Here is a 26,008-nt window from a genome sequence, read left to right on the forward strand (position 1 = left end):
ATGACCGAGAAGACCGACGGACTTCCCTACCGGCCCTGCGCCGGCATCATGCTGGTGAACCGCGACTGGCGGGTTTTCGTCGGTCAGCGCATCGACCAGCAGGTGGAGGCCTGGCAGATGCCCCAGGGCGGTATCGACAAGGGCGAGGACCCGCGGACCGCGGCGTTCCGGGAACTCGAGGAAGAGGTCGGAACGGCCAAGGCCGAACTGATCGCCGAATCCGGCGGCTGGGTGAATTACGACCTGCCGGCGCATCTGGTCGGCAAGGTCTGGAAGGGCCGCTTCCGCGGGCAGGCGCAGAAATGGTTCCTGCTGCGCTTCACCGGCGAGGACACCGACATCGATATCGAGACCGATCACCCGGAATTCGAGACCTGGCGCTGGGCGCGGCTCTCGGAACTCGTCGACATGGCCATCGAGTTCAAGCGCGACACCTACCGCCAGGTCGTCGCCGAGTTCGCGCCGCACTTCCCGGAAGAGGCGCGGTAGCCTCAATCTCTAGGGCCGGATCAAGATGCTGCCGGTGACCTCGACCTCGCCGCCGTCCAGCCGTTTCAGCACCAGCGCCTCGCCCGACGAGGTGCCCTGACCGGTGAGCGCGGAAATGTTCACCTGGTGCGTCACCAGCATCACCCGCGCATCCGCCGGCAGCGAGGCGATGAACCCTTTCAGCTCGGCGGTCTGACTTTCGCGTCGGTCGAAGCGGCGGAAGAAGGAATTCATGGCCGGCAGGTCCTCGACCGCGCCGAGGCCGAGCAGTTCCGCCGTCTCGCGGCAGCGGCACCACTGGCTGGTCAGCACGCGGTCGAACCCGATTCCGCGTTCTCGGAAGGCGGCGCCAATCTGCCGCGCCTGATCGCGGCCCCGGTCGTCCAGGTTGCGCTGGGTGGAACAGTCGCCGATCACCACCGTCGTCGGGTCGCCGGTGCCGGGGGCGAGCGCGTGACGCATGATCACGATGGCGCCGGGTTCCTTCGCCGCGGCCAAGTCGTCGGCGGCGGCGGGAAGGGCGGCAAGCAGACAGGCAGCCGCAATCAGGAACAGGCGTCGGATCATGGCGCGTCTCCGTTCGGGATCGAACACGCCATGGCTACGCGGCCGGGTCAGCGGTAGATCAGCACTCCGTCGTCGAGCTCGGCCGCCGGCAGCACGTTCTTCTCGGCGTGATAGTCGTGCTCGAAGCGCCACGGGTCCTTGTCGCCCTGCTTCGGCAGCAGATGCAGCGAGCGCATGACGTAACCCGGATTGAAGTTCTCCGGGTCGATGAAGGGACCGAAGTTCATGCCCTTGTCCTCGTCGCGCAGCGTCGGCGTGACCGATGTGGCGCCCTTCTCGTCCATATGCGTCAGCAACCGGCTGATGTAGTCGGCAATCAGGTCGGCGCGCAGCGTCCAGCTGGCCCGGAAATAGCCGAAGACCCAGGCCATGTTCGGCACGCCGGAATACATCACGCCGCGATAGGTGACGCAGTCCGAGAAGTCGAGCCGCCTGCCGTCGATCTCGAACTCGACGTCGCCCAGGATGCAGAAGTCGAAGCCCGTCGCGGTGACGACGATGTCGGCCTCAAGCTCCTCGCCCGACTTCGTGCGGATGCCGGTCTCGGTGAAGCTGTCGATCTCGTCGGTGACGACCGAGGCCTTGCCCGCCTTGATCGCCTTGTAGAGGTCGCCGTCCGGGATCAGCGCCAGCCGCTGCCGCCACGGGCGGTAGCGCGGGGTGAAGTGCTTGTCGATATCGACGGAATCGCCCAGATGCTCCTTCGCCGCCGTCAGCAGCTCGTTCTTCAGGTAGTCCGGCTGGTTGAACGACAGGGTCTGTATCATCTGCTGATCGTGCAGGATCTTCTTGCGGACGATCTCGTGCACCCACTCGTCGGGCACGTCGAGCGGCTTCAGCATGCTGAACAGCTCGTTCTCGTTCGGCCGCGCGAAGAAGTAGGTCGGCGACCGCTGCAGCATGGTGATGTGCTCGGTCTTGTCGGCCATGGCCGGGATCAGCGTCGCCGCGGTCGCGCCGGAGCCGATGACGACGACCTTCTTGCCGGCGTAGTCCAGATCCTCGGGCCACTTCTGCGGATGGACGACCGTGCCCTTGTAGGTCTCGAACCCCGGAAAGTCCGGCGTGTAGCCCTGCTCGTGCTTGTAGTAGCCCTGGCACATCCAGAGGAAGCTGCCGGAATAGTGACGGGTCTCGCCGGCCTCGGCGTCGAAGACCTCGACATGCCAGCGCTGGTCCTCGCTGGACCATTTCGCCGACTTCACCTCCTGGCGGTAGCGGATGTGGCGGCGGATGTCCTGCTCGTCCAGCACCTCGTCCAGATAGCGGATGATCTTGTCGGCCGTGGCGATGGGCTTGTCGCGCCAGGGCTTCCAGCCATAGCCGAAGGTGAAGAGGTCGCTGTCGGAGCGGATGCCCGGATACTTGTGGGTGTGCCAGGTGCCGCCGAAATCCTCCTGCTTCTCCAGCAGTGTGAAGGTCTTCGACGGGTTGTTCTTCTGCAGATGGTAGGCCGCATCGATGCCGGAAATGCCGGCGCCGACAATCAGCACGTCGAAGTGCTCGACATCCTGCGAGACGGACGGCTGGGGCGCAGCGGTGACGTTCATGGCGGACCTCCCTTCTGACCGGGGGTCACTTATACCTGAACGGGCAGCGAGACAAAGCCCCTGAAACGCGCACGACCTCCGCGCCGGGCGGGACCCGCGCGGCGGATTTCGGGGAAGCGTTCGACCAGCCGCCCGACGGCGATGGTGCCCTCCATCCGGGCCAGCGGCGCGCCGAGGCAGGCATGGATGCCGGCGGCGAAGGCGATGTGCCGGTTGGGCTTGCGGGTGATGTCGAAGCGGTCCGGATCGGAGAACTGGGCCGGGTCCCGGTTCGCGCCGCCGATCGAGGTCATGATCTGCGTGCCGGCCGGCAGGGTGACGTCGCCGAAATCGATGGGTTCGCTGACGCCCCGGTTGCCGATCTGCAGGGGGCTGTCGAAGCGCAGCATCTCCTCGACCGCGCCGTCGATGAGGTCGGGCTGCGCGCGCAGCAGCTTCAGCTGATCGTCGAAATCCAGCAGCGCGTTGACGCCGTTGCCGACCAGGTTGGTTGTGGTCTCGTGCCCGGCGTTGAGCATGAAGATGCAGTTCTGGATCAGCTCGGTCTCGGTCAGCCGGTCGCCGTCTTCTTCCGCCTCGGTGAGCTGCTTCAGGATGTCGTCGCCATACTTCGCCGGGTTGACGCGGCGGTCGTCCAGCAACTCCTTCAGATACTGCTTGAACTCGGCCACCGCATCGTTGCCCTTCGCCACCATCTCCGGCGTCGCCACCGGCTCCAGCGGCGTCAGGATGGCGTTGGACCAGCGCTGCAGCGGTTCGCGCTCCGAAGGCGGGATACCCAGCATGGTGCAGATCACCTCGACCGGCAGGGCGAAGGCGAAGCCGGTGATCAGGTCCATGCCGCCGTCCCTCTCGCAGCGGTCCAGCAGATCGTCGACCAGCTCGACGACGCGGTGCTCCAGCGACCGCATCGCGCGCGGCGTGAAGGCGTGGGCCACCAGCTTGCGGATGCGGGTATGCGCCGGCGGGTCCGAGAACAGCATCGATTTCGTGTGCTGCTCCAGTAGCGGTCCCTCGCCGAACTTCTTCACATACATCTCCGTCTTGTCGGAGAAGGTCGTCTTGGTCCGGTAGAGTTTGGCCACGTCCTCGTAGCGGGTGATGAACCAGGTCCCGTCCCTGTTCCGGTGCACCGGATCGGTGTCCCTGAGCCGGTGATAGGTCGGGAACGGATCCTCCAGGAAGGACCGCGGCAGGTCGTAGATGTCGAAGGCGCGCGCCGCACCCTCCGCTTCGGCGGTTTCAGCCATGGCTCGTCTCCTCCGTCGCGCCGTCCCATATCGCGTCCGCATCGGCGAGGGCGCCGTGCAGCTTCTTCAGCAGCCGTTTGAGTTCGGCTGTCTCGGCAGCGGTGAAATTCCGTGTGATGTGATCTTCGTACTGCGCCGCGGCCCGGGCGACCCCGCCGGCGATGATGCGGCCGGGTTCGGTGAGGTCGACATGAACCGCGCGGCCGTCCCGGTCGTTGCGGACACGGCTCAGATGGCCCTCGGCGACCATCTCCGACACCAGCCGGGAGGCCGACGAGGCCGGCAGGCTGATCCGGGCGGCCAGATCGTTGAGGCGCTGCGGCCCGTCGTTGAGCACTACGGCGATCACCCGCCACATGGGCAGGGTGATCCCGGCCCGATGCAGCGGCGGCCCGAACCCGTCCTCGACTGGCGGTCCGATCCGGTTCACCAGATAGGGCAGGTAGTCGTCCAGGCGGATGGCAGGCGGGCGCGCGGTGTCCATCCGCCGATTTTACTTCCAGATGGAATTATTTCAAATGGAAGCAATGCGGGCCGGGCGTCAGCGCTCCTTGACGAAGGTGATGAACACCTCGCCCAGCGTGATCCCGAATTTCGAGACATAGGCGCGGTTGATCACGACGTCCTCGGTCTGCCGCCAGAGCCAGTCGTCGAACTGGACCTGCCAGACGCTGTCGCCCACCGCGAGGTCGTAGTCGTAGCGCCAGTTCACCGCATTTCCCGATTGCCGTCCGAAAGCCGTGCCGACGACGCCGTCGGATACGCCTTCCCAGGTGTCCGGCCCCTGCCGGCGGATGCGCCAGACCCGTGTCTCGGTCTCGCCGTCCGCATAGGTGAAGTCCTCGGTCAGCACCAGCTCGTCGCCGTCCATCCGGCCGTCGATCAGCACTTCGAAACGGCGTCGGACTTCGCCGAAGCGGTCCTGGAACTGGCCCCAGGCGCGGGTCTTGCCGAGGAAATAGTCGTCCAGCACCAGGGGCGGACCCTGATCGCGGTAGTCGTCCAGATCGGGGGTGCCGCAGCCGCTGAGCAGCAGCAGGGCCAGGGCGGGCAGAAGCCATTTCATCGCGGCGATTCTTCCTCTCGCGGAACCAACGCCGGGGGGTACGGCGGCGGCGGGTCCGCAGATCAGCCCGCCGCCGCTCCGTCTCAGCGCAGCAGATGCCGCTCGGCCTCGTCGCGGTGCTTCTTCAGGTACTTCATGAAGGGCGTGCCACCGGTGCCGACTTCGGTGTCGTTGCCGGCCGCGTCGCGGTTCTGGCGGTTGATGTAGCTGGCGGCGTATTCGAGGTGCCGGGTGCGGAAGCGGGCCAGCGCCTGGACATTGGCGTTGTAGGCCTCCTTCTGCGACACCGAGCCGTCATGCTCCAGCCGCTGGCGGACAGTAGAGCGGGCGCGGACGGCGTCGATGAAGCGCCGGTGCTGCGGCGGGCGGTAGGCGTGCAACTCGTCCAGGAAGCTGCGAAGCGGATCATGGGCGTGGCCCACACCCAGCAGTGCGTCGACCGTCGGCACGATGGAGGACTGCGAACCGGTCTGGCCGCGGAAGCTCTGCGGACGGCCCTCGGCGTCGGTGACGCCTTCGTAGACGAGGCCCTCGCCCAGCGCCGGGTTATCCTTCCAGCCATGGATCCACGGCCGCACCCGGTTGAAGTAGATGTAGGGATCGCAGCGCTCCGGCATGCGGTCGAAGATGGCGATCATCTTCTCCCAGACGCCGGCCATGACCGCCAGATGGTCCTCCATCAGGTCCATCTCGCCTCGGTCGGCGGCCCGGATCAGGCCGGGAACCTCCGCCAGCAGCGCGCCGGCGGCGGCCTCGATGGCGACATGGATGGTGACGAACCAGTTCTCGTCCTGGCCGCCCAGGAACTGCTGGATCATGTAGACGTTTTCCAGCGTGATCGGACCATCCGCGTCGATGCGGCCCCAGTTGTCGAGGACATAGCCCGAATAGGGCAGCAGGGGCGGCTGCCCGATGGCCTCCGCCAGCCGCCAGACCGGCGCCGCGAGATTCGCGGGCAGCGATCTCGGCGCCTCGGGTTCGCCCCAGACCCAGGCCTGGATCAGGAAGGAGAGGTGAACCATGGCGATGCGCCGCTGGGCTTCGTCCGCTTCGGCCAGGAAGGCGTCCATGTCCGGCGCCGGGATCGCGCGGAGCCGCCGCCGCACGTCGCCGGTCGGCAGCAGCCGGGGCAGCGCCATTGCGTGATCGCGGACCGTGCTCATGCTCTCCGGCAGTGCGGTCTCGTCAGGGTTGAAGGCCGAGAGGAAGCCGCGTTCCGGCGTGATTCCGAAGTCGCCCAGGCGAAGGTCGGTGTCGATGATGTTCATCTGTTTCGCTCCAATCGCTGAATGATCTATGCTTTGAATGGCTAGATCGGTGAATCACGTTCGGCGATCAACCCGAAACGGAGCAGGCATGGCAAATACAGAAACCATTCGGAAAAGGGGCGCGGCACCGCCGCCGATAGACCCGACGGACCGAAGAATATTAGGCGCGCTTGTCGCCGATGCGTCGCAGAGCTACGCCGATCTCGGCCGCACCGTCGGCCTCTCGCCACCGGCCGTGCATGAAAGGGTCAAGCGGCTCAAGGGGTCAGGGGTGATCCGCTCGATTGCCGCGCAGATCGACGGGGCCGCGGTGGGCAAGCCGCTGCTGGTCTTCATCCACGTGACCACCCAGACCTGGGGCTACAGCCGTGCGATGCAGGAAATCTGCACGCTGCCGGAAGTCGAGGAGGCGCACTCGGTCACCGGCGACACCTCGATGATCCTGAAGGTGCGGCTGGCCGATTTCGACCGCGCTGGAGCATCTGCTCAGGCAATTGCTGGCGCTGGAAAGCGTGGTCTCGACGCGCAGCTTCGTGACGCTTTCCAACCTGGTCGAACGCCCCGTGCAGGCCGAGGTCACGGAAGACTGGCCGGAACCCGACCTGCCGGAGGAATAGGCCGCTGGCGGGGATCGGGGATGCTGCGGTCAGGAAACTTTTCAATCCGCGCTGCAACCGGGCTAGCATTGGTCCGGCAATTCCTGGGGAGGAACAAGCATGTCATTCGAGGACCTGATCGTCCGCATGGGCGATGCGGTGTGCCGCGGCGCTTTCGAGGAGGCCGCCGCCTGTTTCACGCCTGACGGCGTCTATCACGACGACTTCTACGGGTCGTTCCAGGGCCGGGCGGAGATCGCACGGCTGTTTTCCGATTTCTTCTATCGCGACGGCGAGAACTTCCGCTGGAGCTTTCACGATCCGGTGTCGGACGGCAGCGTGGGCTACGCCCGCTACCTGTTCAGCTGGAACTCGAAGCTGCCGGATTCCAGAGGCGTCCGGGCCGGCTTCGAGGGCGTCTCGATCTGCGATCTGAAGGACGGCCTGATCGCCAGCTACCGGGAGGTTGCCGCGACCCAGACGGCGCGGCACATGATGTCGTTCCCGGCCCTGCGGCTCGACCGGCTGGCCAAACGCGAGACGCAACGGCTTCTCGACCGCGAGGATACGAAGCCGCATTTCGGCAACTGACTTCCGGACTTGAGGGCGGGCCGCCGGGCTTGTCATTCGCAGCGCGTCCGGACAGTCTGCGCCCCGGCGACAACGACGCGGATGCGGCATGAGCGACAAGACGACCCCGCCCGAGGACGATCTGGACCTCGGGGACGAGAACGCGAAGGTCTTTCTCTCCTACTCCCGCAAGGACCGCGAACGCGCCCAGCGCATCGCCGATGTGCTGCGCGACCGGCATTTCGGCGTCTTCCGCGATACCGACGACATCCTGCCGACCGAGGAATGGCGGGTCCGGCTGGAGCAGCTGATCGCCGAGGCCGACACCATCGTCTTCCTGCTCAGCCCGCATTCCGCCGCTTCCGAGGTCTGCGCCTGGGAGGTCGATCTGGCGCGCGACCTGAACAAGCGGATCGCGCCCATCGTCATCGACGATGTGCCCGCCGAGACCATTCCGGAACCGCTGACCCATCTGAACTTCATCTTCTGCACCGAGCGGGACCGCTTCGAGGACGCCGTGGACAGCCTGGTCTCCGCGCTGGGCGTCGATATCGACTGGATCCGCGAACACACGAGGATCGCCACCCTGGCGCGGCGCTGGCACGAGCAGGGCCGGCCCTCGCGGCTGCTGCTGCGCGGACAGGATATTGCCGATGCCGAACGCTGGCGCGACGACCGACCGCGCGAGGCCCCGGTGCTGACCGAGCGGCAATCCGCCTTCATCGCCGAGAGCCGGCGTCAGGCGCTGCGGCGGCAGCGCTGGTGGATCGGCGGCTCGTTTGGCGTCGCGGCGGCGACCCTGGCGCTGGCGGCGGTCGCAGCGTGGCAGAGCATCGAGGCCGACCGGCAGCGCGACGTCGCCCAGACCAATGCCGATCTGGCGCAGGAGAACGCCCGGCTGGCCGAAGCGAACGCCGCGCGGGCCGATGCACGGGCGGAAGAGGCGCAGCGGAACCTGGATCAGGCGCTGAGCACGCAGTCCCGGTTCCTCGCCGATCTTGGTGTGCAGCGTACCTCGGGGCAGGGCACCGATCTTGTCGCCGCCATGGCGCTGGCGCTGGAGGCGCTGCCGGATGCGACGCCGGGCCCCGACGGCAAACCGCTGTCGTCCCGTCCGGCCGTGCCGCAGGCCGAACGGCTGCTGTTCGAGACCGTGACGCGGAACCGCGAGCTTCATGTGCTGGACGGGCACAGCCCCGGGATCGGCAGCTTCGACGTCTCGGCGGACGGAACGCGGCTGCTGTCGGTCGGCGGGGACTTCGAGCCGAGAATCTGGGATCTGACGACCGGGCGGCTGGCGCATGAGCTGGAAGCCCATGCCTGGCTGCTGCACGAGGCCTCTTTCAGCCCGGACGGCAAGCTGGCGCTGACTGCCGTCGATGACGGCAGCAACTACGACCGCAATGTCCGGCTGTTCGATGTCGGGACGGGCCAGCTGCTGCACAGTTTCGAGGCCCATGACCAGCCGCTGCTGGGCGCGGTCTTTGTGGAGAATGGCGAGAAGATCGTCAGTTCTTCCCGCGCCAATGACGCCTGTATCTGGCGGACGGCCGACCTTTCGAAAGTCTACTGCCTGGAGAACATCCCCGGCGCGATGATCCCGAACCGGGCAGCCGTGTCGCCCGATGGCAAGTGGGTCGCGCTCCGGATGAAGGACGAGGTGATCGTCTGGTCCATGGACGATCCGACTTTCCTCTGGGTGCTGCGCGGTCATCGGGCGATTGTCAGACAGGCCGTCTACAGCCCCGACGGCAAGTCCCTGACGAGCATCGGCGGGGACGGCAGCTTCGCGATCTGGGATCCGGCGACCAGCCTCCCGATCGTTGAGCCGCAGAAGATTCAGGGCGTGGATGCGATCGAGTCGGTGGCCTACCGGCCGGACAGTGCAAGGGTCGTGCTCGGCACACGGAAGGGTGAGATCATCTTCGTGGACGTCGCCGACGGCTACATCGGGGACCGTTTCGACTTCGGCACCGGCGCCGTCTACGAACTGGTCTATAGCCCGGACGGATCGCGGCTGGCGATCGGCGGGCAGGCCGCCAGGGCCGTCATCCTGCCCAATGGCGGCTGGCAGCCCGAAATCACGCTGGACGGCGTCGACGAAGCGGTCACGGCGCTGGTCTTCACACCCGATGGCGAACGGCTGATCACGGGCGGCGGCAACGGGCGCATCCGGATATGGAGTCTCGAGACGGCAGCGACGGACGCCAGATCGTTCGAGGGGATCGGCCACGGTTTCGGTCTCTCTCCGGACGGCCGCAGCTATCTCGCAGCCCCGCGGGGCGACCCGCAATGGCTCGCCCTGCTCGATCTGACGACCGGCGAGACCCGGTGGCGGCTCGAGACCAAGCCCGAACAGATCCGGCTGGCGCAGTTCAGCGACGACGGGAAACGCGTCATCGTGGGCCGCTGGAACGGGGTGATCACGCTGCATGACGTGGCTGACGGCAAGCAACTCGCCGAGGTCGATGTCGGTGGCGAGAACCTGGTCATTGGCGGCGTCGTCGAGCTGGGTGACGGCCGCCTCGCCGTCTCCTTCCATCTGAATGGCGGCGAGGCGCCGCCGATACGCATCGTCTCCCTCGACGGGACCGGTGCCGAAGAGACACTGGCCGCGCCGAAGAACCCGAACCGCACGCTGGCCATCACGCCCGACAGGACCCGGCTGGCGGCGATGAGCTATCGCGATGTCCATCTCTGGGACCTGACAAGCCGAGAGCGGATCGCGGTGCTGGCCGATCACGAAGCCTATCTGCGCGACATGGCGATCAGCCCGGACGGCAGCCTGCTGGCGACCGTGGCCGACGACAGCAAGGTCCGGCTCTGGCGGACTTCAGACGGCAGCCTGGTTCACGTGATGGAGGGCCACGGCAAGGCGCCGAAGGGCTGGCGCGGCGGGGATGTCGACTACATCGTCATCGAAAGCGTCGAGTTCGATGCCACCGGCGAACGGCTGATCACGGCGTCGAAGGACCGGACCGCACGCATCTGGGACGTGAACACCGGCGCGGCGCTTGGTGTTCTCGAAGGGCATGACGCCAGCCTGCTTGCCGCACGCTTCAATGCCGACGCCACCCGCGCCGCGACGATCTCCTGGGACGGCCATGTGCGCATCTTCGACACGGCGACCTCCGGGCTGCTGCGTGAGATCGCCATCACCGACGAGGAGAACGCCGCGGTCCAGACCGGCGATGTCCGTTTCCTGCCCGACGGCCGGTCCGTCCTGTATGTGTCGGCCGAGGGAACGGCGATCCCGGATACCGAACCCGACACGCAGGCGCTGGTGGCGAAGGCCAAGGCGTCGCTCTCGCGCTGTCTGCCCGTCGACGAGCGGCGGGCCGCGTTCCTCGATCCCGCGCCGCCGCGCTGGTGCATCACCGGTCCGGGTCTGGAAACCGAGCCGGACCCGGCGAACTGGCGGCCGATCCAGCCCTATCGGGGCGATGTCTGGCGCGACTGGCTCGCCGCACGCGACGCCGGTGAGAACGTGCCGGTGCCCGAGGAGTAGATCGCGGCTCAGGGTGCGGAGATGCAGGGCAGCAGCGTGTTGTCCTTGTTCACCCAGACGACAACCCAGTATTCGCGGCTGCCGTCCTCGGCCATCGCATGCGCGCCGGGGCACATGTTGGTCATGATGCCGGGCGTCTCGACGCCACGTTCGGCGAACTCCCGGCGATACTCGGCGCGGGTCAGATCGGTGCTGATCGCGTATTCGGTGATGTTCGACCAGTCATGGGTCTCCTGACTGAACCGGACAAGGTAGCTCGGCTTGCCGTTCACCATGCGCGCGGCCGCCGCAACCGGGTAACCGCCATTGGTGTTGCCGGCAAGGTGCGGTCTCGTGGCCGTCGGCGGACAGTCGGGTCCCTGACAGACATCCGTCGCCAGCGCCGGCGCGGCAAGCGCGGTCATGGCGAGGATCGGCAGCGCCAGTCTGATCATGATGCGGTCCCCCTTGCAGCCCGGACCCTCAGGCTACCGGCGCCAGCGAAGGGCGGCAATGCAAGGCCTCAACCCGCCAGCGCCTTGGCGTTCAGAACGGCGCGGACCCATTCGTCCGGGCTTTCCTGCGGCAGGTTGTGGCCGGCGCTCTCGAAACGGCGGTGCTCGTGCGGGCCGGTGAATTTCTTCGCGTGGCGGGCGGTGCTGTCGAACAGGCCGGACGCGCCGCCGTCGATGGTGATGGCCGGGACGGTGATGTCGGGCTGCTTCGCCAGCACGTCCTCGATCTCCGCCACCGCCGGATCGCCCTCGACCAGCCCGTAGCGGACGCGGTAGGAGTGGATGACGACGTCGACGAAATCGGGATTGTCGAAGCTGGCGGCGGTCTTTTCGAAGGTGGCGTCGTCGAAGGCCCAGGCCGGCGACCAGTGTTCCCAGAGGTGGCGGGTGATGTCGCGTCGGTTGGCTTCCAGCCCGCGGCGGCCGCGCTCCAGATTGAAGTAGTACTGGTACCAGAACGCCGCTTCCAGCCGTGCGGGCGCGGGCTCCATCGCGCGGGCGACGTCGTGGATGTTGTAGCTGTTGCCGGAGACCAGCGCGGTCACCCGTTCCGGCCAGAGGATGGAGACGACGCAGCAGGCGCGGCCGCCCCAGTCGTAGCCGCCCAGCACGGCCCGCTCGATCCCCAGCGCGTCCATCAGGCAGCGGAGATCGTTGCCGAGCACGGCCTGCTCGCCCGAGCGCGGCGTGGCTGCTGAAAGGAACCGCGTCGGCCCATAGCCGCGCAGATACGGCACGATGACCCGCGCGCCCTCCGCAGCCAGCATCGGCGCAGCCTCGGCATAGGCTTCCACGTCATAGGGAAAGCCGTGGCACAGGATCACGGGCCAGCCGGCGGCGGGGCCGTATTCGCGGTAGGCGACATTCAGGACGCCAGCGTCGATGATCCTCTCCTGCATCGGCGCATGCTTCCAGAAGCCGCCCCGGCGATCAATCGCGCTGCGGTCAGGCGTGGCCGGTTTCGGGCGATGTCTGGTTGGCTTCGCTCATGGCGTCGATGGCGCGGTCCAGCAGGTCCCGGGCAAGCTGGTCGGTGACCGGCTTGGGCGCGTGGATCATGCCGCTCCGGATTGCCATCGCCATGGCCAGCGCCTGCAGCACATCGCCGTTCGACGTGTCGCCGCAGACGTCGATGTCCCGATCTATTGCGCCCAGGATGGCATCGACGAGCTGACCGGTCCGCATCGGGTTTTCGGTCGCGTCGTGCAGCTGGAACTCGATCTCGTAGGTGTCGCCGAACGCCGTATGACAGGTATAGGGCAGTTTCACCGTATGATTCCCCCCTCGCTCTTTTCCACCCATACGCGGCATCCCGGCTGTCGGATCAGGCCGGAGACGGCGGACGATCGGGCTGCTAGGATCGGCGCCGTCAATCCTGGGGAGGGTTTCATGAAATACGGCGTGCAGATCTTCACGACCGACTATTCCATCCGGCCGGCGGTGCTGGCGAAGGCCGCCGAGGAGCGCGGCTTCGAATCGCTCTGGTTTCCCGAGCACTCGCACATTCCGGCCTCGCGGCTCTCGCCGTGGCCGGGCGGCCCCGACCTGCCGAAGATGTATCACGACGTGATGGATCCGTTCGTGTCGCACGGCTCGGCAGCTTCGGTGACGTCGAAGATCAAGCTGTGCACGGGCATCTGTCTGGTGATCCAGCGCGACCCGATCCAGCTGGCCAAGGAAGTGGCGACGCTGGACCAGCTTTCCGACGGCCGCGTCATCCTGGGCATCGGCGCGGGCTGGAACCGCGAGGAGATGGAGAACCACGGCACCGACTTCACGAAGCGTTTCGGCATCATGCGCGAGAAGGTCGAGGCGATGCAGGCGATCTGGACGCAGGACAAGGCCGAGTATCACGGCAAGCATGTCGACTTCGACCCCGTCTACGCCTGGCCGAAGCCGGTCCAGAAGGGCGGGCCGCCGATCATCCTGGGCGGCGGCTTTCCGGGGGGTGCGAAGCGTGCCATCGCCTATGGCAATGGCTGGATGCCGATCGACGGGCGCGGCTGGGACATCACCGACACGCTTTCGCAGTTCCGCCAGATGGCCGCCGAGGCGGATCGCGGGCCGGAGGAACTGCCGGTGACGATCTTCGCGGCGCAGCAGGACGAGGACAAGATCAAGACCTTTGCCGATGCGGGCGTCGAACGGCTGGTCTTCGGCCTGCCGCCGGAGAAGGAAGACAAGGTGCTGCCGATGCTGGACCGTATGGCGAAGCTGGCGGGACTCTGAGGGCTCGCGCATTCACCGTCATGCCGGACCACGATCCGGCTCCAGACAATCATAGCCTTGCGGCGAAGCCGCTCCGGACCCCGGCTCAAGGCCGGGGTGACGAAAGAGGATCAGATCACGTCCGGCATATCGCCGACGCCGATCAGCACGAGGGCGGGGGGTTCGTCGCCGTCCGCCGGCGTGATCGAGATGCGGCGTCCGGCCATCTGCACCAGATGCAGGCCGCCGCCGGTCAGCTTCACGAAGCCCTTGGCGCGGAGCACGCCGGCGGGCAGCGCCTGAAGGGCGGCGGTCAGTTCCGCGCGGGTCCAGGTTTCCGGCATCTCGATGGTACAGGTCCGGAAATCCGGGCCGTGATCGTGACCGTGCCCCTGACCGCCGCCGGCCTTCACTGTCGAGAAGGCCAGCGGCATCGGCAGCCGGCTATGTTCGGTCTCGACGCGAATGGCGTCCGGCGCGAGGTCGTCCAGCCGCGCCTTCAGGGCGGCCACGCTGTCCGGTTCGGCAACGTCCAGCTTGTTCAGCACCAGCAGGTCTGCGGCGGCGATCTGTTTCCGCACCATGTCGCCGACCTGCTCGTGCTCCAGCCAGCGGATGCCGTCGGCGGCGTCGACCAGCACGACCACGCCGTCGGGCGCGAGGTCGGGGTCCAGCACGGCGACATCGGCAATGGGGGCAGGGTCGGCGACGCCGCTCGCCTCGATGACGATGTGGTCGCAGGGATCGTCCATCGACAGCAGGGCCAGCAGCGACTGGGTCAGCCCATCGGCCATGGAGCAGCAGATGCAGCCGTTCTCCAGCGCGATGGTGCGGCCGCCATGGCTGCGGATCAGCCGCTTGTCGATGTTCAGCGATCCGAAATCGTTGACAAAGACCGCGTAGCGGACGCCCTCGGTCTGGGTCAGCAGGTGGTTCAGCAGCGTGGTCTTGCCAGCCCCCAGAAAGCCGCCGATGACGGTGAACGGGATGGGCATGTCAGCCCTTCGCGGCCTCGAAGGGCTTGCCGGAGAGCATCGTGCCCCAGACCCGCACGTCCTTGAGTTCTTCCGGCGCGACCTCGGTCGGGTCGTCCTCCAGCACGGCGAAGTCGGCGAACTTGCCGACCTCGATGGAGCCGACGAGGTGGTCCTTCTTGAGCGTGAAGGCCGCGCCGAGGGTGATCGCGTGCAGCGCAGCGTCGACGGAAATCCGCTCCTCGGGCCCCAGCACGCGGCCGGTGCGCGTCAGCCGGTTGACCGCGCACCAGGCGGTGAACAGCGGCCCCAGCGGGGTCACCGGCGCGTCGGAATGGATGGCGAAGGGCACGCCCTCGCGCAGCGCCGTGCCGCAGGCGTCCATGCGCTCGGCCCGGTCCGGGCCCATGGTGTAGGCGCGGTGCTCCTCGCCCCAGTAGTAGATGTGGTTGGCGAACAGGTTGCAGCACATGCCCAGCGCCTTCATGCGCCGGAACTGCGCCGGCGAGGCCATCTGGCAGTGCTGCAGCGTGTGCCGGTGGTCCCGCCGCGGATTGCCGTCCTGGGCCGCTTCGACCGCGTCGATCATCAGCTCGATCGCTTCGTCGGCATTGGTATGCATGTGCACCAGATAGCCGGCGTCGTGATAGGCCCTGAGCTGCTTCGTCAGCACCTCCGGTTCCAGGTTCCAGACGCCGTTGGGCGCGCCGTTGTAGTAGCCCGGCCACTTCATCCGGGCGCTGAAGCCCTGGATCGAGCCGTCGGTCATGATCTTGACCAGCCCGGTGAACAGCTTGTCGTGGCCGTGCTTGGCGAAGCCGGCGACGCGCTCCAGCCCTTCCTCGATGCTGGCATTCACCGCGCCGAAGGCGGGCATGACGCGGATCGGGAAATCCGGGTCCGCCGTGACCGAGACAAGCGTTTCCCGCGTCGGTTCGTCGAGCGGCGAGTGCAGGTCGGTGGCCGTGGTGACGCCGGTGTTAACGGCCATCTGCCCGAAGCGGCGCAGCGCCTCCGGGCTGAGGCCGTTCATGAACGGATTTCCGACCGCCTTGTAGGCCATGTACTTGGCCGAGAACTCGGCGAGTTCGCCGGTCGGATTGCCGTCCGCGTCCTTGATGATGCCTTCGATATTCACATCCCGGGTGATGCCGCCGCGGCGCATGACCTCGGAATTCACGTTCAGCAGATGCCCGTTGGAGTGCAGCAGCAGGATCGGCCGCGTGGCCGACACCATGTCCAGATCGGACACCACCATCCGCCGGCCGGGGAAGTAGATCGGATCGAAGCCCCAGGCGAACAGGGTCTCTTCCGGGTCGGTCATCTGCCGCTCGGCCTCCTGAAGCCGGACCACAACGGCATCGATGCTGTCGGCGCCCGCCCAGACCTTGCCGGCGGCGTCGGTGCGGTCGAAGAAGCCGGTGTAGCAATAGTCCCAGACCGCGCCGTCCATCGAATGGCTGTGACCTTCCACCAGACCCGGCATCAGCACCTTGTCGGCGAAGTCCGTATCCAGCGTGTATTCGCCCCAGCCTTCCAGGTCTTCCAGACTGCCGACGCCCAGAATGCGGCCGCCGCGGATGGCGACATGGGTCGCGACCGGCCGGTTCGGATTCATGGTGATGATCTTTTTCGCAACGACGATGCGGATGTCGGGCATCCCGGTTCTCCTGTCGGCTCTGGCCCGGTAGGCTCTGGGGAAACAGACCACAGGGACCTGCCGATGACCACAACCGAAATCGCGGATCAGGCTGCCACCTGGCTCGACAACCAGCACCTGGAAGGCGCGGCCTTCGAGCCCTTGCCCGACCGGTTCCGTCCCGCCGACCTGGCCGGGGCATACCGTATCCAGCAGGCGCTGGTCGCCCGGCTGAGACAGCGAGGACGGCCGTCCTTCGGCTGGAAAATCGCGCTTACCGCCACGACGATGCAGCAGATGGTGGGCATCGACCGGCCGGTGGGTGGCATGATCGCCGCTCCGCAGTTGCATGACAGCCCGGCGGACCTGCCTGCCGCCGATTACGGCCGGATCTGCTTCGAATGCGAGGTCGCGCTCAGGCTCAACCGGGACCTGACGCAGCGCGGCGCACCGTTTCTGGACGAGGCGATCCGCGACAGCGTCGATGGCGTTGCCGCAGCCTTCGAGGTCGCCGACGACCGGAATGCGGACTACAGCCGTCTCGACGCCTTCAGCCTGATCGCCGACAACGCCTGGAATGCGGGTATGGTGCTGGGCGAGGTGCACGGGCCTGAAACGCTGGACGGGCTCGCCGATGCCACCGCGCTGCTGGAGATCGACGGGGCCGAGGCCGGCCGTGGCGTCGGCCGCGATGCGCTGGGGCATCCGCTGCAGGGGCTGCGGGTGCTGGCGGACGAAATGACCGCGCAGGGTTGCGTGCTGCGGGCGGGCGACTGGGTGCTGACCGGCACCGTGATCCGGACCCAGTTCCCCTCCGTAGGCCAGACTCTGGTCTACCGCCACAGCCTGCTGGGGGAGGTGCGCGCGACCGTCAACTGACCTGAGGTCCGACGTGTCTCAAAGCCCGGTCATCTGCTGGTTCCGCCGGGACCTGCGCCTTGCCGACAATCCCGCGCTCACCGCCGCCGCCGGAACCGGGCGGCCGGTGATCTGCCTCTACGTGCTGGACGACGAGACGCCGGGCGAGTGGCGCATGGGCGGGGCGTCGCGCTGGTGGCTGCACAATGCGCTGGAGGCGCTGGCGACGGATCTGCACAAGCGCAACAACCGCCTGATCCTGCGCCGGGGCCGGGCGGACGAGGTTCTGGACGATGTGATCGACGAGAGCGGTGCGGAAGCCGTCTACTGGAACCGGCTCTACGACCCGGCGGAGATCGAGCGCGACAAGCGCATCAAGGCGGCGCTGAAGGACCGCGGCCTGATGGCGGAAAGCTGCCGCGGCAATCTGGGCTTCGAGCCCTGGACCATCCGCACCGGCAGCGGCGATCCCTACAAGGTCTTCTCGCCCTTCCTGAAGGCCTGCCTGGCCGCGGACCCGCCGGCCGCACCACTGCCGGCGCCCGAAGGCATCGGCGTGCCCGGCGACTGGCCGGCCTCCGAAGATCTGGACAGCTGGGGCCTGCTGCCGACGAAGCCGGACTGGGCCGGCGGTCTGCGCGACAGCTGGACGCCGGGAGAGGCGGGGGCAGCCGACAGGCTGGAGAGTTTTCTGGCGGGCGATCTGGACGACTACGCAAAGGGCCGGAACTACCCGGACCGGGACGTGACCTCCCGGCTCTCCCCGCATCTGCACTTCGGCGAGATCTCGGTGAACCAGATCTGGCAGCGCATCGACTTTGCCGAGAAGGACGGGGCGAAGTCGGTCGGCAAGTTCCGCTCGGAAGTGGTCTGGCGGGAGTTCAGCCACCACCTGCTGTTCCACTTCCCCGACCTGCCGGAAAACAACTGGCGGCGGAAATTCGACGATTTTCCCTGGCGCGAGGACTCCGACGCCCTGACTGCGTGGCAGAAGGGGCGCACGGGCTATCCGATGGTGGATGCCGGCATGCGGGAGCTATGGCACACCGGCTACATGCACAACCGGGTGCGCATGATCGCGGCCAGCTTCCTGATCAAGCACCTGCTGCTCCACTGGCGGCATGGCGAGGACTGGTTCTGGGACACGCTGGTCGATGCGGACCTGGCCAACAATTCGGCCAGCTGGCAGTGGGTCGCCGGCTCGGGCGCCGACGCCGCCCCCTATTTCCGCATCTTCAACCCGATCAAGCAGGGTCAGGACTACGACCCGAAGGGTGTCTATATCCGCCGCTGGGTGCCGGAGATCGCAGGCCTGCCGGACAAGCATCTGCACGCGCCGTGGGAGGCCCCGGCCGAGGTGCTGAAAGTGGCCCGCGTCGAGCTGGACCGGGACTATCCCCGGCCCATTGTCGATCATCCTGCCGCTCGCCGCCGGGCGCTGGACGCCTTCGAGGCGATCAAGGGCAGCTGACCCCTTTTGACACCGCGCTTTACCCGTTCTGTGGTTCGCCCTAAATACCGGGCCTTGAATGTGGGGCAGGAAAACTACGGCGCGAAAATGGATATCAAGCAGGGCTTCGTCGGCACGATCGGGAATACGCCGCTTATCCGGTTGAAGAAGGTTTCGGAGGAGACGGGGTGCGAGATTCTCGGCAAGGCCGAGTTCCTGAACCCCGGCGGGTCGGTGAAGGACCGCGCGGCGCTGGCCATCATCGCCGACGCCGAGAAGAAGGGGTTGCTGCAGCCTGGCGGCGTCATCGTCGAGGGGACGGCCGGCAATACCGGCATCGGTCTCGCCCTGGTCGCGGCGGCCCGCGGCTACAAGTGCGTGATCGTGATCCCGGAGACCCAGACCGAAGAGAAGAAGGACATGCTGCGCATCTGCGGCGCCGATCTGCGCCAGGTGCCCGCCGTGCCCTACAAGGACCCCAACAACTTCGTCCGCTATTCGGGCCGTCTGGCCGAGGAACTGGCGGCGACGAGCCCCAATGGCGCGATCTGGGCCAACCAGTTCGACAATGTCGCCAACCGGCAGGGCCACTACGAGACGACCGGTCCCGAGATCTTCGATCAGACGGACGGCAAGGTGGACGGCTTCATCTGCGCCGTCGGTTCCGGCGGCACGCTGGCCGGCGTCGCTTCGGCGTTGAGGGAGCGGAACCCGGATGTGAAGATCGGCCTCGCGGACCCGCATGGCGCCGCGCTCTGGAATTACTACGCACACGGCGAGTTGAAGGCCGAGGGCAGCTCGATCTCGGAGGGCATCGGCCAGGGCCGCATCACCGCCAATCTGGAAGGGCTGTCGGTCGATTTCCCTTACTGCATCGACGATACCGAGATCGTGAACATGGTCTTCGATCTGGCCCAGCACGAAGGCCTGATTCTGGGTGGGTCCAGCGGCATCAATGTGGCCGGCGCGGTGCGCCTGGCGAAGGATCTCGGACCCGGTCACACCATCGTCACGGTGCTCTGCGACGGGGGCCAGCGCTACTTCAGCCGCCTCTACAATCCGGAGTTCCTGCGCAGCAAGGGCTTGCCCACGCCGCCCTGGCTGGACTAATCGGAAGGGGCGCGCTGCCTGGAGGAGACACCGCCCCGATGACCGAGCCCCTGTTCCGCGACGACGCCTACCTGAAAAGCTGCGAAGCGACGGTCCTCGCCGTCAACGAGCGCGGCGGCGTGGTGCTGGACCGGACGGTCTTCTATCCCACCGGCGGCGGCCAGCCCGGCGACAGCGGGGTGCTGACCTGCGCCGACGGCCGGGAAGTGCGCATCGCCACGGCGGTGAAGGGCGAGACCCCGGACGCGGTCGTCCACGTGCCCGCCGAGGGCGAGACTCCGCCGGCCGCGGGCGAGACCGTCACCGCCGGGATCGACTGGGACCGCCGCTACGCCCACATGCGCATGCACACCTGCCTGCACCTGCTGTCGGCCGTGCTGCCCTATCCGGTGACCGGCGGGCAGGTCGGCGCGGACAAGGGCCGTCTCGACTTCGACATTCCCGAGGCGGTGCTGGACAAGGACGCCATCACCGCGGAGCTGAACGGGCTGATCGAGGCCGACGATCCGGTCGGCTTCCGCTGGATCACCGACGCCGAGCTGGAGGCCAGCCCGGAGCTGGTGAAGACCATGTCCGTCAAGCCGCCGACCGGCGCCGGCCACGTCCGCCTGGTCGAGGTTCAGGGCCGCGATCTGCAGCCCTGCGGCGGCACGCATATTTCCCGAACCGGCGAGATCGGCCGGGTCGAGGTCCGCAAGATCGAGAAGAAGGGCCGGCAGAACCGGCGCGTCAGCATCCAGTTCGCCGAATAGCGCGCACCAGAGGAGGCCGAGATAGGCTACGCCAACCCACAATCGCTGGTCTCGACCGAATGGCTCGAGCGGCACCTGAACGCCCCCGACGTCCGTGTCGTCGATGCCAGCTGGTACATGCCGCAGCTGGGCCGCGATCCGAAGGCCGAATTCAACGCCGAGCACATTCCCGGCGCGGTCTTCTTCGACATCGACGAGATCGCCGACACCGACAGCGACCTGCCCCACATGCTGCCCAGCTCGGAAAAGTTCTCTTCGCGCTGCCGCCGGCTGGGGCTGGGCGACGGCGTCCGCATCGTCACCTATGACGGCGGCGGCCTGACTGCAGCGGCCCGCGCCTGGTGGATGTTCCGCGCCTTCGGGCACGAGGACGTGTCCGTCCTGGACGGCGGCCTGCCGAAGTGGAAGGCCGAAGGCCGGCCGCTGGGCGACCTGCCCGATGTGCCGCGGGAACGGCACCTGTCCGCGCGCTACAACACCTTCCTCGTCCGCGACGTCGACCAGATGCTGGACAATGTGAAGAAGGGCCGGGAGCAGGTGCTGGACGCCCGCGCCGCCGGCCGCTTCGCCGGCACCGAGCCTGAGCCGCGGGAGGGCCTGCGCAGCGGCCACATCCCCAACAGTCTCAACCTGCCCTTTCAGCAGCTGTTCAAGGCCGACGGCACGCTCAAGGCGGCGGATGATCTCCGCGCGGCCTTCGAGGGTGCGGGCATCGACATGCAGAAGCCGGTGGTCACGACCTGCGGGTCGGGCGTCACCGCCTGTATCCTGGCGCTGGGCCTGCATCTGATCGGCCACCGCCAGACGGCCGTCTATGACGGCTCCTGGACCGAGTGGGGCGGGCGCGAGGACCTGCCGGTCAGCCGATGAGCGGCGGCGAGGACGATCTGCCGGAGCGGACGATCCCCGTCACCATCACCTATCTGCGGATGGACCAGCAGCCGGGCCGCAATCCGCCGCCCGCGCCAGCCATTCCCCACGCGGTGATGCGGGCGGAGAAGCCGACCGTCCACTTCTACCGTTACCTCTACAACACCGTGGGCGAGCGCTGGGTCTGGACCGAACGGCGCTACATGCCCGACGAGGAGCTGGGCGAAATCGTCCGCGATCCGGATGTCGAGATCATGGTGCTCTATGTCCGCGGCGTGCCGGCGGGCTATGCCGAGCTGGATTTCCGCGGGCTTCCGGAGACCGCCGACCTCGCCTATTTCGGCATGATGCCCGACTTCATCGGGATGAAGCTGGGCCCCTGGTTCCTGCACTGGGCGGTCAGCGAGCTCTGGTCGAGGACGCCTCATGCGGTGACCGTGAACACCTGCACCGCCGACCATCCGGCTGCGCTGCCGATGTATCAGCGCATGGGCTTCAGCCCGATCCGCCGCGAGGAAGCCATGCTCCGGCCCATGCCGGCGTAGCCGCTCGGAAGCATCTACTGCTTTTCCTCTGCTCGGTGGCGCCCTGGACTTGATCCAGGGCCCATGCCTGAGTGTCGATGGATGGTCAGGGGTGGCGGAAATGCTCTGGAATGGGTCCCGGGTCAGGCCCGGGACGCGCTGCGACGGGTGCAGCGCGGGTTCGGGCGGGACCGCAGTGGCCGTGAGCACGTCTTGAAGCACCTCTGAGACCTGGTCAACCAGGTGGGCGCCGTATGTCCGGAACCAGGGCTCCGGCCAGGGACAGCTCCCTAGAGATGTTTATTGGCCCAGGGGCTTGCTGTGCCGCACGGGCCCCGCAGAGCACCGCCCGAGCGCCCAATGTAATCCGGAATCGTCGCCAGACAATGAAGGCATTGCGGCTGTGCGGAATTCCCCGGTGCGGCGGGACCGATCAGACAATAGGATCGGGCAGGATACGAACGGGGGAGGAAAGACAATGTCACTTCGACTGGAAGGGCGCGCGGCGATCGTCACCGGCGCGGCGAGCGGTATCGGACAGGCGACGGCGGACCTTTTCGCGCGGGAAGGCGCCATGGTGCTGGCCGTCGACCGGCCCGGCACCGACATCGCCTCTAAGCACGAGCACAGCTACGTCACTACGATGGAGCAGGATATCGTCGAGGCCGGCGCCGCGGAGAAGATCGTCGACGCTGCCGTCTCGAAGTTCGGCAAGCTGGACATCGTCTACAACAATGCCGGCGTCAGCCGGAACGCGCTGGGCGAGATGATGACCGACGAGGAATGGGACATCACCATCGCGGTCAACCTGACCGCCGCGTTCAAGATCGCCCGGGCGGCCATCCCGCATCTGCGCGAGAGCAAGGCCGGCCGCATCATTTCCACCGCTTCGGTGATGGCGCGGATGACCGACTACGGCCTGACCGCCTATTGCGCCTCCAAGGCCGGCGTGGCGGGCATGACCCGGACCCTGGCGCTGGAGCTCGGCAAGTTCGGCATCACGGTCAACTGCATCGAGCCGGGCGCGATCCAGACCGGCATGACCGCCGCCAGCTTCGCCAATGAGGACATCGCGAAGATCTGGGCCAAGAAGGCGGCGCTGCGCCGCCTCGGCAACCCGATCGACATTGCCCGCGCGGCGCTGTTCCTGGCCTCGGACGATGCCGGCTTCGTTTCGGGCCACAGCCTGACCGTCGATGGCGGGCTGACGCTGAGGACATAGGAGGACGCCATGCCGCTGCCGCAGGACATCGCGCCGGTGAACAGCGAACTGATGGATTCGCTGGCGCAGACCTCGAAGATGAAGTGGATCGAGACCGACAAGGGCCAGGCCTGGATCAAGGTGCTCTGGACCGGGCCGGAGACCGGCCGCTGGGCCGTGCTGCTGAAGTGGACCAAGGGCTACGTCGCCCCGCCGCACAAGCATCTCTCGGCCGCGCATACCTTCATCCTGAAGGGCCGGCTGCAGGTGCGCGACGGTATCCTGGAAACCGGCGACTATGTCTACGAGCCCAACGGCATGGTTCACGGCGCGACGACGGCGCTGGAGGACACCGAGTACCTGTTCATCTGCGACGGGCCGGTGCTGTTCTTCGGCGAGGACCGCTTCACCGCCTATCTCGGCTGGGAACAGCTGGAACGCATGCGCGAACGGGCGGCTTGAGCACTGTAGCCACCATAGACCGGCAACGGGGAGCGAGACGTCCTCGAACCTCCCCCCTTGAGGGGGAGGTCGGCGCGCAGCGACGGGTGGGGGGTGAGGCCGCAGGCCAATTCGGCTTCGCCGATTCACCCCCACCCCGGCCCTCCCCCTTCAAGGGGGAGGGAATAACCGCCGGGACAGGGCCATGAGCGCTCCCGCAGAGGTGGCGCGGCCGATGCCGACGGGCTTCGAGCGCGCGGCGCTGATCTTCACGCTGACCATGTCGACCATGCTCTACGCGATGACGGTGACCATCGCGAACGTCGCTCTGCCCAAGATGCAGGGCGCCTTCGGCGCGACGGCCGACCAGATCAGCTGGGTCGTGACCTTCAACCTCGTCGCCACGGCTGTCGTCACGCCGATGACCGGCTGGCTGGTGGCGCGTCTGGGCCAGCGGCGGGTGATGCTGTTCTCCGCGATGGGCTTCACCTGCGCGACGATGGCCTGCGGCATGGCGACGTCGCTGGAGCAGATCGTCTTCTTCCGCATCCTTCAGGGCATGTTCGGCGCGCCCATGGTGCCCGGCAGCCAGTCCATCGTTCTGCAGGCCTTCCCGAAGGAAAAGCACGGCTCGACCATGGCGATCTTCGGCGTCGGCGTCGTGCTGGGGCCGATCATCGCGCCGACGCTGGGCGGCTACCTGTCGGAGGAGTATGGCTGGCGCTGGGTCTTCTTCATGGTCGTCCCCTGCGCGATCGTGGCCATCCTCGGCATTCTGGCCTTCGTCCGCGACATCGGCGACCCGGGCAAGCCCCGCTTCGACTGGACCGGCTTCATCGCGCTCAGCCTGGCCGTCGCCGCGACGCAGTTCATGCTCGACCGCGGCGAGCGGGAGGACTGGTTCGAGAGCCCGGAGATCATCACCTGCGCCGTGCTCGCGGCGGTCTCGTTCTACATCTTCATCAGCCACAGCCTGACCGCGTCGAAGACGCCGTTCCTCGACTTCGCCATGCTGAAGGACCGGAATTTCGCGCTGGGGATGGGCTTCATCCTGGCCTTCGGCATGCTGAACTTCACGCCGATGGTGCTGTTCCCGCCGATGCTGCAGCAACTGCGGGGGTTCCCCGAGATGACCATCGGCTGGCTGCTCGCCTCGCGCGGGCTCGGGACGCTGGTCGGCTTCATCGCCATGATCTGGCTGACCCGATACGACCCGCGCATATGGATGGCGCTCGGATTCGCCATGCAGGGCATAGCAGGTCTCTACATCACCAGCTTCGACATCAACCTGACGCCGTGGGACGTCGCCTGGACCAGCGCGCTGCAGGGACTGGGCACCGGCGTCTGCTGGGTGCCGGTGACGCAGATCGCCTTTGCGACGCTGGACCCGAAGAAGGCGCCGGAGGGCAGCGCCGTCTTCCACCTGATCCGGAATTTCGGCTCCAGCTTCTTCATTTCGGTCTCGGTCGCAGTGGCGCTCCGGACCTCGAAGCTCAACTATTCGGATCTGGCGGGACAGATATCCCCGCTCAATGAATCGCTCCGGTTTCCGTCGGTGATCGGCGGCTGGAACCCCGAGAGCACCAGCGGGCTGATGGCGCTGGCCGGCGAGATCCAGCGGCAGGCGGTGATGATCGGCTACATCAACGCCTTCTACCTCTTCGCCATCGTCTCGCTGTCGGCGATTCCCTTCCTGCTGTTCGTGAAGTGGCAGAAGCCTGCGACATGAACGAGCGGGCAAAGGGTTACCTGCTGACGGCGGGCGGAATCATGGCGCTCAGCCCGGACGCCCTGATCATCAAGCTCTCGGGCCTGCCGGCCCCGGCGATGATCTTCTGGCGGGGTGCGCTGGTGGGGCTGACGCTGACGCTGGTGCTGGCGCTGTTCTGGCGCGCCCGCACGCTGCGTCAGTTCCGGGCCATCGGTAAGGCGGGCGTGCTGGTCACGGTCTTCTACGCCATCTCCAACAGCTGCTTCACGGCGGCGAACACCTACACCTATGCCGCCAATGTGCTGGTGATCGTGGCGACCACGCCGCTGTTCTCGGCGATCTTCGCCAGCCTGTTCCTGAAGGAGCACAGCCCGCCGCGGGTCTGGATCGCGTCGGCGGTGGCGATGATCGGCGTCGCGCTGGTGGCGGGCGAGCAGGTCTCCCTGAACGCCGGCCTGGGCGAGCTGTTCGCGCTGGTCTGCGTCCTCGGCATCTCGATCACCTTCGTGGTCATCCGCTCGGCGCGGGCGATCAACATGCTGCCCGCGACGGCGCTGGCCCTGCTGATCACCGTGCCGCTCGGCCTGCCCTTCTACGAGGAGCCGGCCACGCAGATCGGCTGGATCGCGATCCTGGCCGGCGGCTTCTTCTTCATTCCCGTTGCCTATGTCGGCCTGACCATCGGCCCGCGTTACCTGCCTCCCTCCGAAGTCGGTCTGCTGCTGCTGCTGGAAACCGTGTTCGGCTCGCTCTGGGTCTGGCTGGTCCTGAAGGAGGCGCCGACGGAACTCGGCGTCATCGGCGGCGTCATCATTCTGGCCGCATTGATCGGAAACACGCTCCTGGGGCTTCGCCGGGAACGCCGGATCGCTGCCTGAATCGGGACCCGCGCTCGAAATTGGCGTGGGCGAC

General features: G+C 67.1%; 25 protein-coding genes, 1 other RNA gene and 1 pseudogene. 15 read left to right on the forward strand and 12 right to left on the reverse strand.

What is annotated here, in order from left to right:
- Positions 1-489, forward strand: a complete 489-nt coding sequence (locus ACMVY4_RS05655) for an RNA pyrophosphohydrolase (protein ID WP_416899204.1) — start codon at positions 1-3, stop codon at positions 487-489.
- A 9-nt stretch (positions 490-498) separates the two neighbouring features.
- Here the strand turns inward: ACMVY4_RS05655 and ACMVY4_RS05660 are convergent, their stop codons facing one another.
- The 6 genes from ACMVY4_RS05660 to ACMVY4_RS05685 all read right to left on the reverse strand — a co-directional run bounded on the left by ACMVY4_RS05660 (position 499) and on the right by ACMVY4_RS05685 (position 6,190).
- Positions 499-1,056 (reverse strand): histidine phosphatase family protein, encoded by a 558-nt coding sequence (locus tag ACMVY4_RS05660; protein WP_416899205.1) that lies wholly within the window; start codon positions 1,054-1,056, stop codon positions 499-501.
- A gap of 47 nt (positions 1,057-1,103) precedes the next feature.
- Positions 1,104-2,606, reverse strand: a complete 1,503-nt coding sequence (locus tag ACMVY4_RS05665) for a flavin-containing monooxygenase (RefSeq protein WP_416899206.1) — start codon at positions 2,604-2,606, stop codon at positions 1,104-1,106.
- Between the two features lie 29 nt (positions 2,607-2,635).
- Positions 2,636-3,856, reverse strand: coding sequence for a cytochrome P450 (locus ACMVY4_RS05670; protein WP_416899207.1), 1,221 nt, complete (start codon positions 3,854-3,856; stop codon positions 2,636-2,638).
- Entirely contained in the window at positions 3,849-4,340 is a 492-nt protein-coding gene (locus ACMVY4_RS05675) for a MarR family winged helix-turn-helix transcriptional regulator (protein WP_416899208.1), read from the reverse strand. Before ACMVY4_RS05675 ends, ACMVY4_RS05670 begins: the two co-directional genes overlap by 8 nt.
- A 57-nt stretch (positions 4,341-4,397) precedes the next feature.
- The gene (locus ACMVY4_RS05680) at positions 4,398-4,922 is read right to left on the reverse strand and encodes a DUF3833 domain-containing protein (protein ID WP_416899209.1); all 525 of its coding nucleotides are present in this window, start codon (positions 4,920-4,922) and stop codon (positions 4,398-4,400) included.
- 83 nt (positions 4,923-5,005) lie between these two features.
- Positions 5,006-6,190: an indoleamine 2,3-dioxygenase gene (locus tag ACMVY4_RS05685; RefSeq protein WP_416899210.1), complete on the reverse strand. Its 1,185-nt coding sequence runs from the start codon at positions 6,188-6,190 to the stop codon at positions 5,006-5,008.
- An 88-nt stretch (positions 6,191-6,278) separates the two neighbouring features.
- On the opposite strand from ACMVY4_RS05685, the pseudogene ACMVY4_RS05690 reads away from it, so the two are divergent.
- The 3 genes and pseudogenes from ACMVY4_RS05690 (at position 6,279) to ACMVY4_RS05700 (ending at position 10,864) form a co-directional block, all read left to right on the forward strand.
- Positions 6,279-6,807, forward strand: a pseudogene (locus tag ACMVY4_RS05690) (Lrp/AsnC family transcriptional regulator).
- A gap of 99 nt (positions 6,808-6,906) precedes the next feature.
- Positions 6,907-7,377, forward strand: a complete 471-nt coding sequence (locus ACMVY4_RS05695; RefSeq protein ID WP_416899211.1) for a nuclear transport factor 2 family protein — start codon at positions 6,907-6,909, stop codon at positions 7,375-7,377.
- A gap of 88 nt (positions 7,378-7,465) precedes the next feature.
- The gene (locus tag ACMVY4_RS05700; protein ID WP_416899212.1) at positions 7,466-10,864 is read left to right on the forward strand and encodes a toll/interleukin-1 receptor domain-containing protein; all 3,399 of its coding nucleotides are present in this window, start codon (positions 7,466-7,468) and stop codon (positions 10,862-10,864) included.
- An 8-nt stretch (positions 10,865-10,872) separates the two neighbouring features.
- Here the strand turns inward: ACMVY4_RS05700 and ACMVY4_RS05705 are convergent, their stop codons facing one another.
- From ACMVY4_RS05705 to ACMVY4_RS05715, 3 genes are all read right to left on the reverse strand, one after another.
- A complete protein-coding gene (locus tag ACMVY4_RS05705; RefSeq protein WP_416899213.1) occupies positions 10,873-11,298 on the reverse strand; it encodes a hypothetical protein in 426 nt (141 codons plus the stop codon).
- A 68-nt stretch (positions 11,299-11,366) separates the two neighbouring features.
- Entirely contained in the window at positions 11,367-12,257 is an 891-nt protein-coding gene (locus ACMVY4_RS05710; protein WP_416899214.1) for an alpha/beta fold hydrolase, read from the reverse strand.
- A gap of 46 nt (positions 12,258-12,303) precedes the next feature.
- The gene (locus ACMVY4_RS05715) at positions 12,304-12,627 is read right to left on the reverse strand and encodes a hypothetical protein (RefSeq protein ID WP_416899215.1); all 324 of its coding nucleotides are present in this window, start codon (positions 12,625-12,627) and stop codon (positions 12,304-12,306) included.
- 120 nt (positions 12,628-12,747) lie between these two features.
- Here ACMVY4_RS05715 and ACMVY4_RS05720 point away from each other — a divergent pair, with 120 nt between their 5' ends.
- Positions 12,748-13,587: an LLM class F420-dependent oxidoreductase gene (locus tag ACMVY4_RS05720; protein ID WP_416899216.1), complete on the forward strand. Its 840-nt coding sequence runs from the start codon at positions 12,748-12,750 to the stop codon at positions 13,585-13,587.
- 110 nt (positions 13,588-13,697) lie between these two features.
- Here ACMVY4_RS05720 and ACMVY4_RS05725 read toward each other — a convergent pair whose 3' ends face one another.
- On the reverse strand, positions 13,698-14,561 hold the full coding sequence (locus ACMVY4_RS05725) for a CobW family GTP-binding protein (protein ID WP_416899217.1): 864 nt from the start codon (positions 14,559-14,561) through the stop codon (positions 13,698-13,700).
- A gap of 1 nt (position 14,562) precedes the next feature.
- On the reverse strand, positions 14,563-16,200 hold the full coding sequence (locus ACMVY4_RS05730) for an amidohydrolase (RefSeq protein WP_416899218.1): 1,638 nt from the start codon (positions 16,198-16,200) through the stop codon (positions 14,563-14,565).
- A 63-nt stretch (positions 16,201-16,263) separates the two neighbouring features.
- On the opposite strand from ACMVY4_RS05730, the gene ACMVY4_RS05735 reads away from it, so the two are divergent.
- From ACMVY4_RS05735 to ACMVY4_RS05760, 6 genes are all read left to right on the forward strand, one after another.
- Complete coding sequence (locus ACMVY4_RS05735) at positions 16,264-17,058, forward strand: 2-keto-4-pentenoate hydratase (protein WP_416899219.1); 795 nt, start codon at positions 16,264-16,266, stop codon at positions 17,056-17,058.
- Between the two features lie 13 nt (positions 17,059-17,071).
- Positions 17,072-18,508 (forward strand): cryptochrome/photolyase family protein, encoded by a 1,437-nt coding sequence (locus ACMVY4_RS05740; protein ID WP_416899220.1) that lies wholly within the window; start codon positions 17,072-17,074, stop codon positions 18,506-18,508.
- An 87-nt stretch (positions 18,509-18,595) separates the two neighbouring features.
- Positions 18,596-19,597, forward strand: a complete 1,002-nt coding sequence (locus tag ACMVY4_RS05745) for a cysteine synthase A (RefSeq protein WP_416899221.1) — start codon at positions 18,596-18,598, stop codon at positions 19,595-19,597.
- Between the two features lie 38 nt (positions 19,598-19,635).
- Complete coding sequence (locus tag ACMVY4_RS05750) at positions 19,636-20,349, forward strand: alanyl-tRNA editing protein (RefSeq protein ID WP_416899222.1); 714 nt, start codon at positions 19,636-19,638, stop codon at positions 20,347-20,349.
- Between the two features lie 21 nt (positions 20,350-20,370).
- Positions 20,371-21,219, forward strand: a complete 849-nt coding sequence (gene sseA / locus ACMVY4_RS05755) for a 3-mercaptopyruvate sulfurtransferase (protein WP_416900263.1) — start codon at positions 20,371-20,373, stop codon at positions 21,217-21,219.
- Complete coding sequence (locus ACMVY4_RS05760; RefSeq protein WP_416899223.1) at positions 21,216-21,764, forward strand: GNAT family N-acetyltransferase; 549 nt, start codon at positions 21,216-21,218, stop codon at positions 21,762-21,764. Before sseA ends, ACMVY4_RS05760 begins: the two co-directional genes overlap by 4 nt.
- Positions 21,765-21,927: 163 nt before the next feature.
- On the opposite strand, the gene ssrS is transcribed toward ACMVY4_RS05760, so the two are convergent.
- Positions 21,928-22,090, reverse strand: a non-coding RNA gene (gene ssrS, locus ACMVY4_RS05765) — 6S RNA.
- A 131-nt stretch (positions 22,091-22,221) separates the two neighbouring features.
- Between ssrS and ACMVY4_RS05770 the strand changes: the two genes are divergently transcribed.
- From ACMVY4_RS05770 to ACMVY4_RS05785, 4 genes are all read left to right on the forward strand, one after another.
- The gene (locus tag ACMVY4_RS05770) at positions 22,222-22,965 is read left to right on the forward strand and encodes an SDR family NAD(P)-dependent oxidoreductase (protein WP_416899224.1); all 744 of its coding nucleotides are present in this window, start codon (positions 22,222-22,224) and stop codon (positions 22,963-22,965) included.
- Positions 22,966-22,974: 9 nt separating this feature from the next.
- Positions 22,975-23,406 (forward strand): cupin domain-containing protein, encoded by a 432-nt coding sequence (locus tag ACMVY4_RS05775; RefSeq protein WP_416899225.1) that lies wholly within the window; start codon positions 22,975-22,977, stop codon positions 23,404-23,406.
- Positions 23,407-23,590: 184 nt separating this feature from the next.
- The gene (locus tag ACMVY4_RS05780; RefSeq protein WP_416899226.1) at positions 23,591-25,114 is read left to right on the forward strand and encodes a DHA2 family efflux MFS transporter permease subunit; all 1,524 of its coding nucleotides are present in this window, start codon (positions 23,591-23,593) and stop codon (positions 25,112-25,114) included.
- The gene (locus tag ACMVY4_RS05785) at positions 25,111-25,974 is read left to right on the forward strand and encodes a DMT family transporter (protein ID WP_416899227.1); all 864 of its coding nucleotides are present in this window, start codon (positions 25,111-25,113) and stop codon (positions 25,972-25,974) included. The genes ACMVY4_RS05780 and ACMVY4_RS05785 overlap by 4 nt, the downstream gene beginning before the upstream one ends.
- Positions 25,975-26,008 lie beyond the last annotated feature (34 nt).

Origin of the sequence: Minwuia sp., from assembly GCF_048007105.1 — a bacterium.
Lineage (GTDB): Bacteria > Pseudomonadota > Alphaproteobacteria > Minwuiales > Minwuiaceae > Minwuia.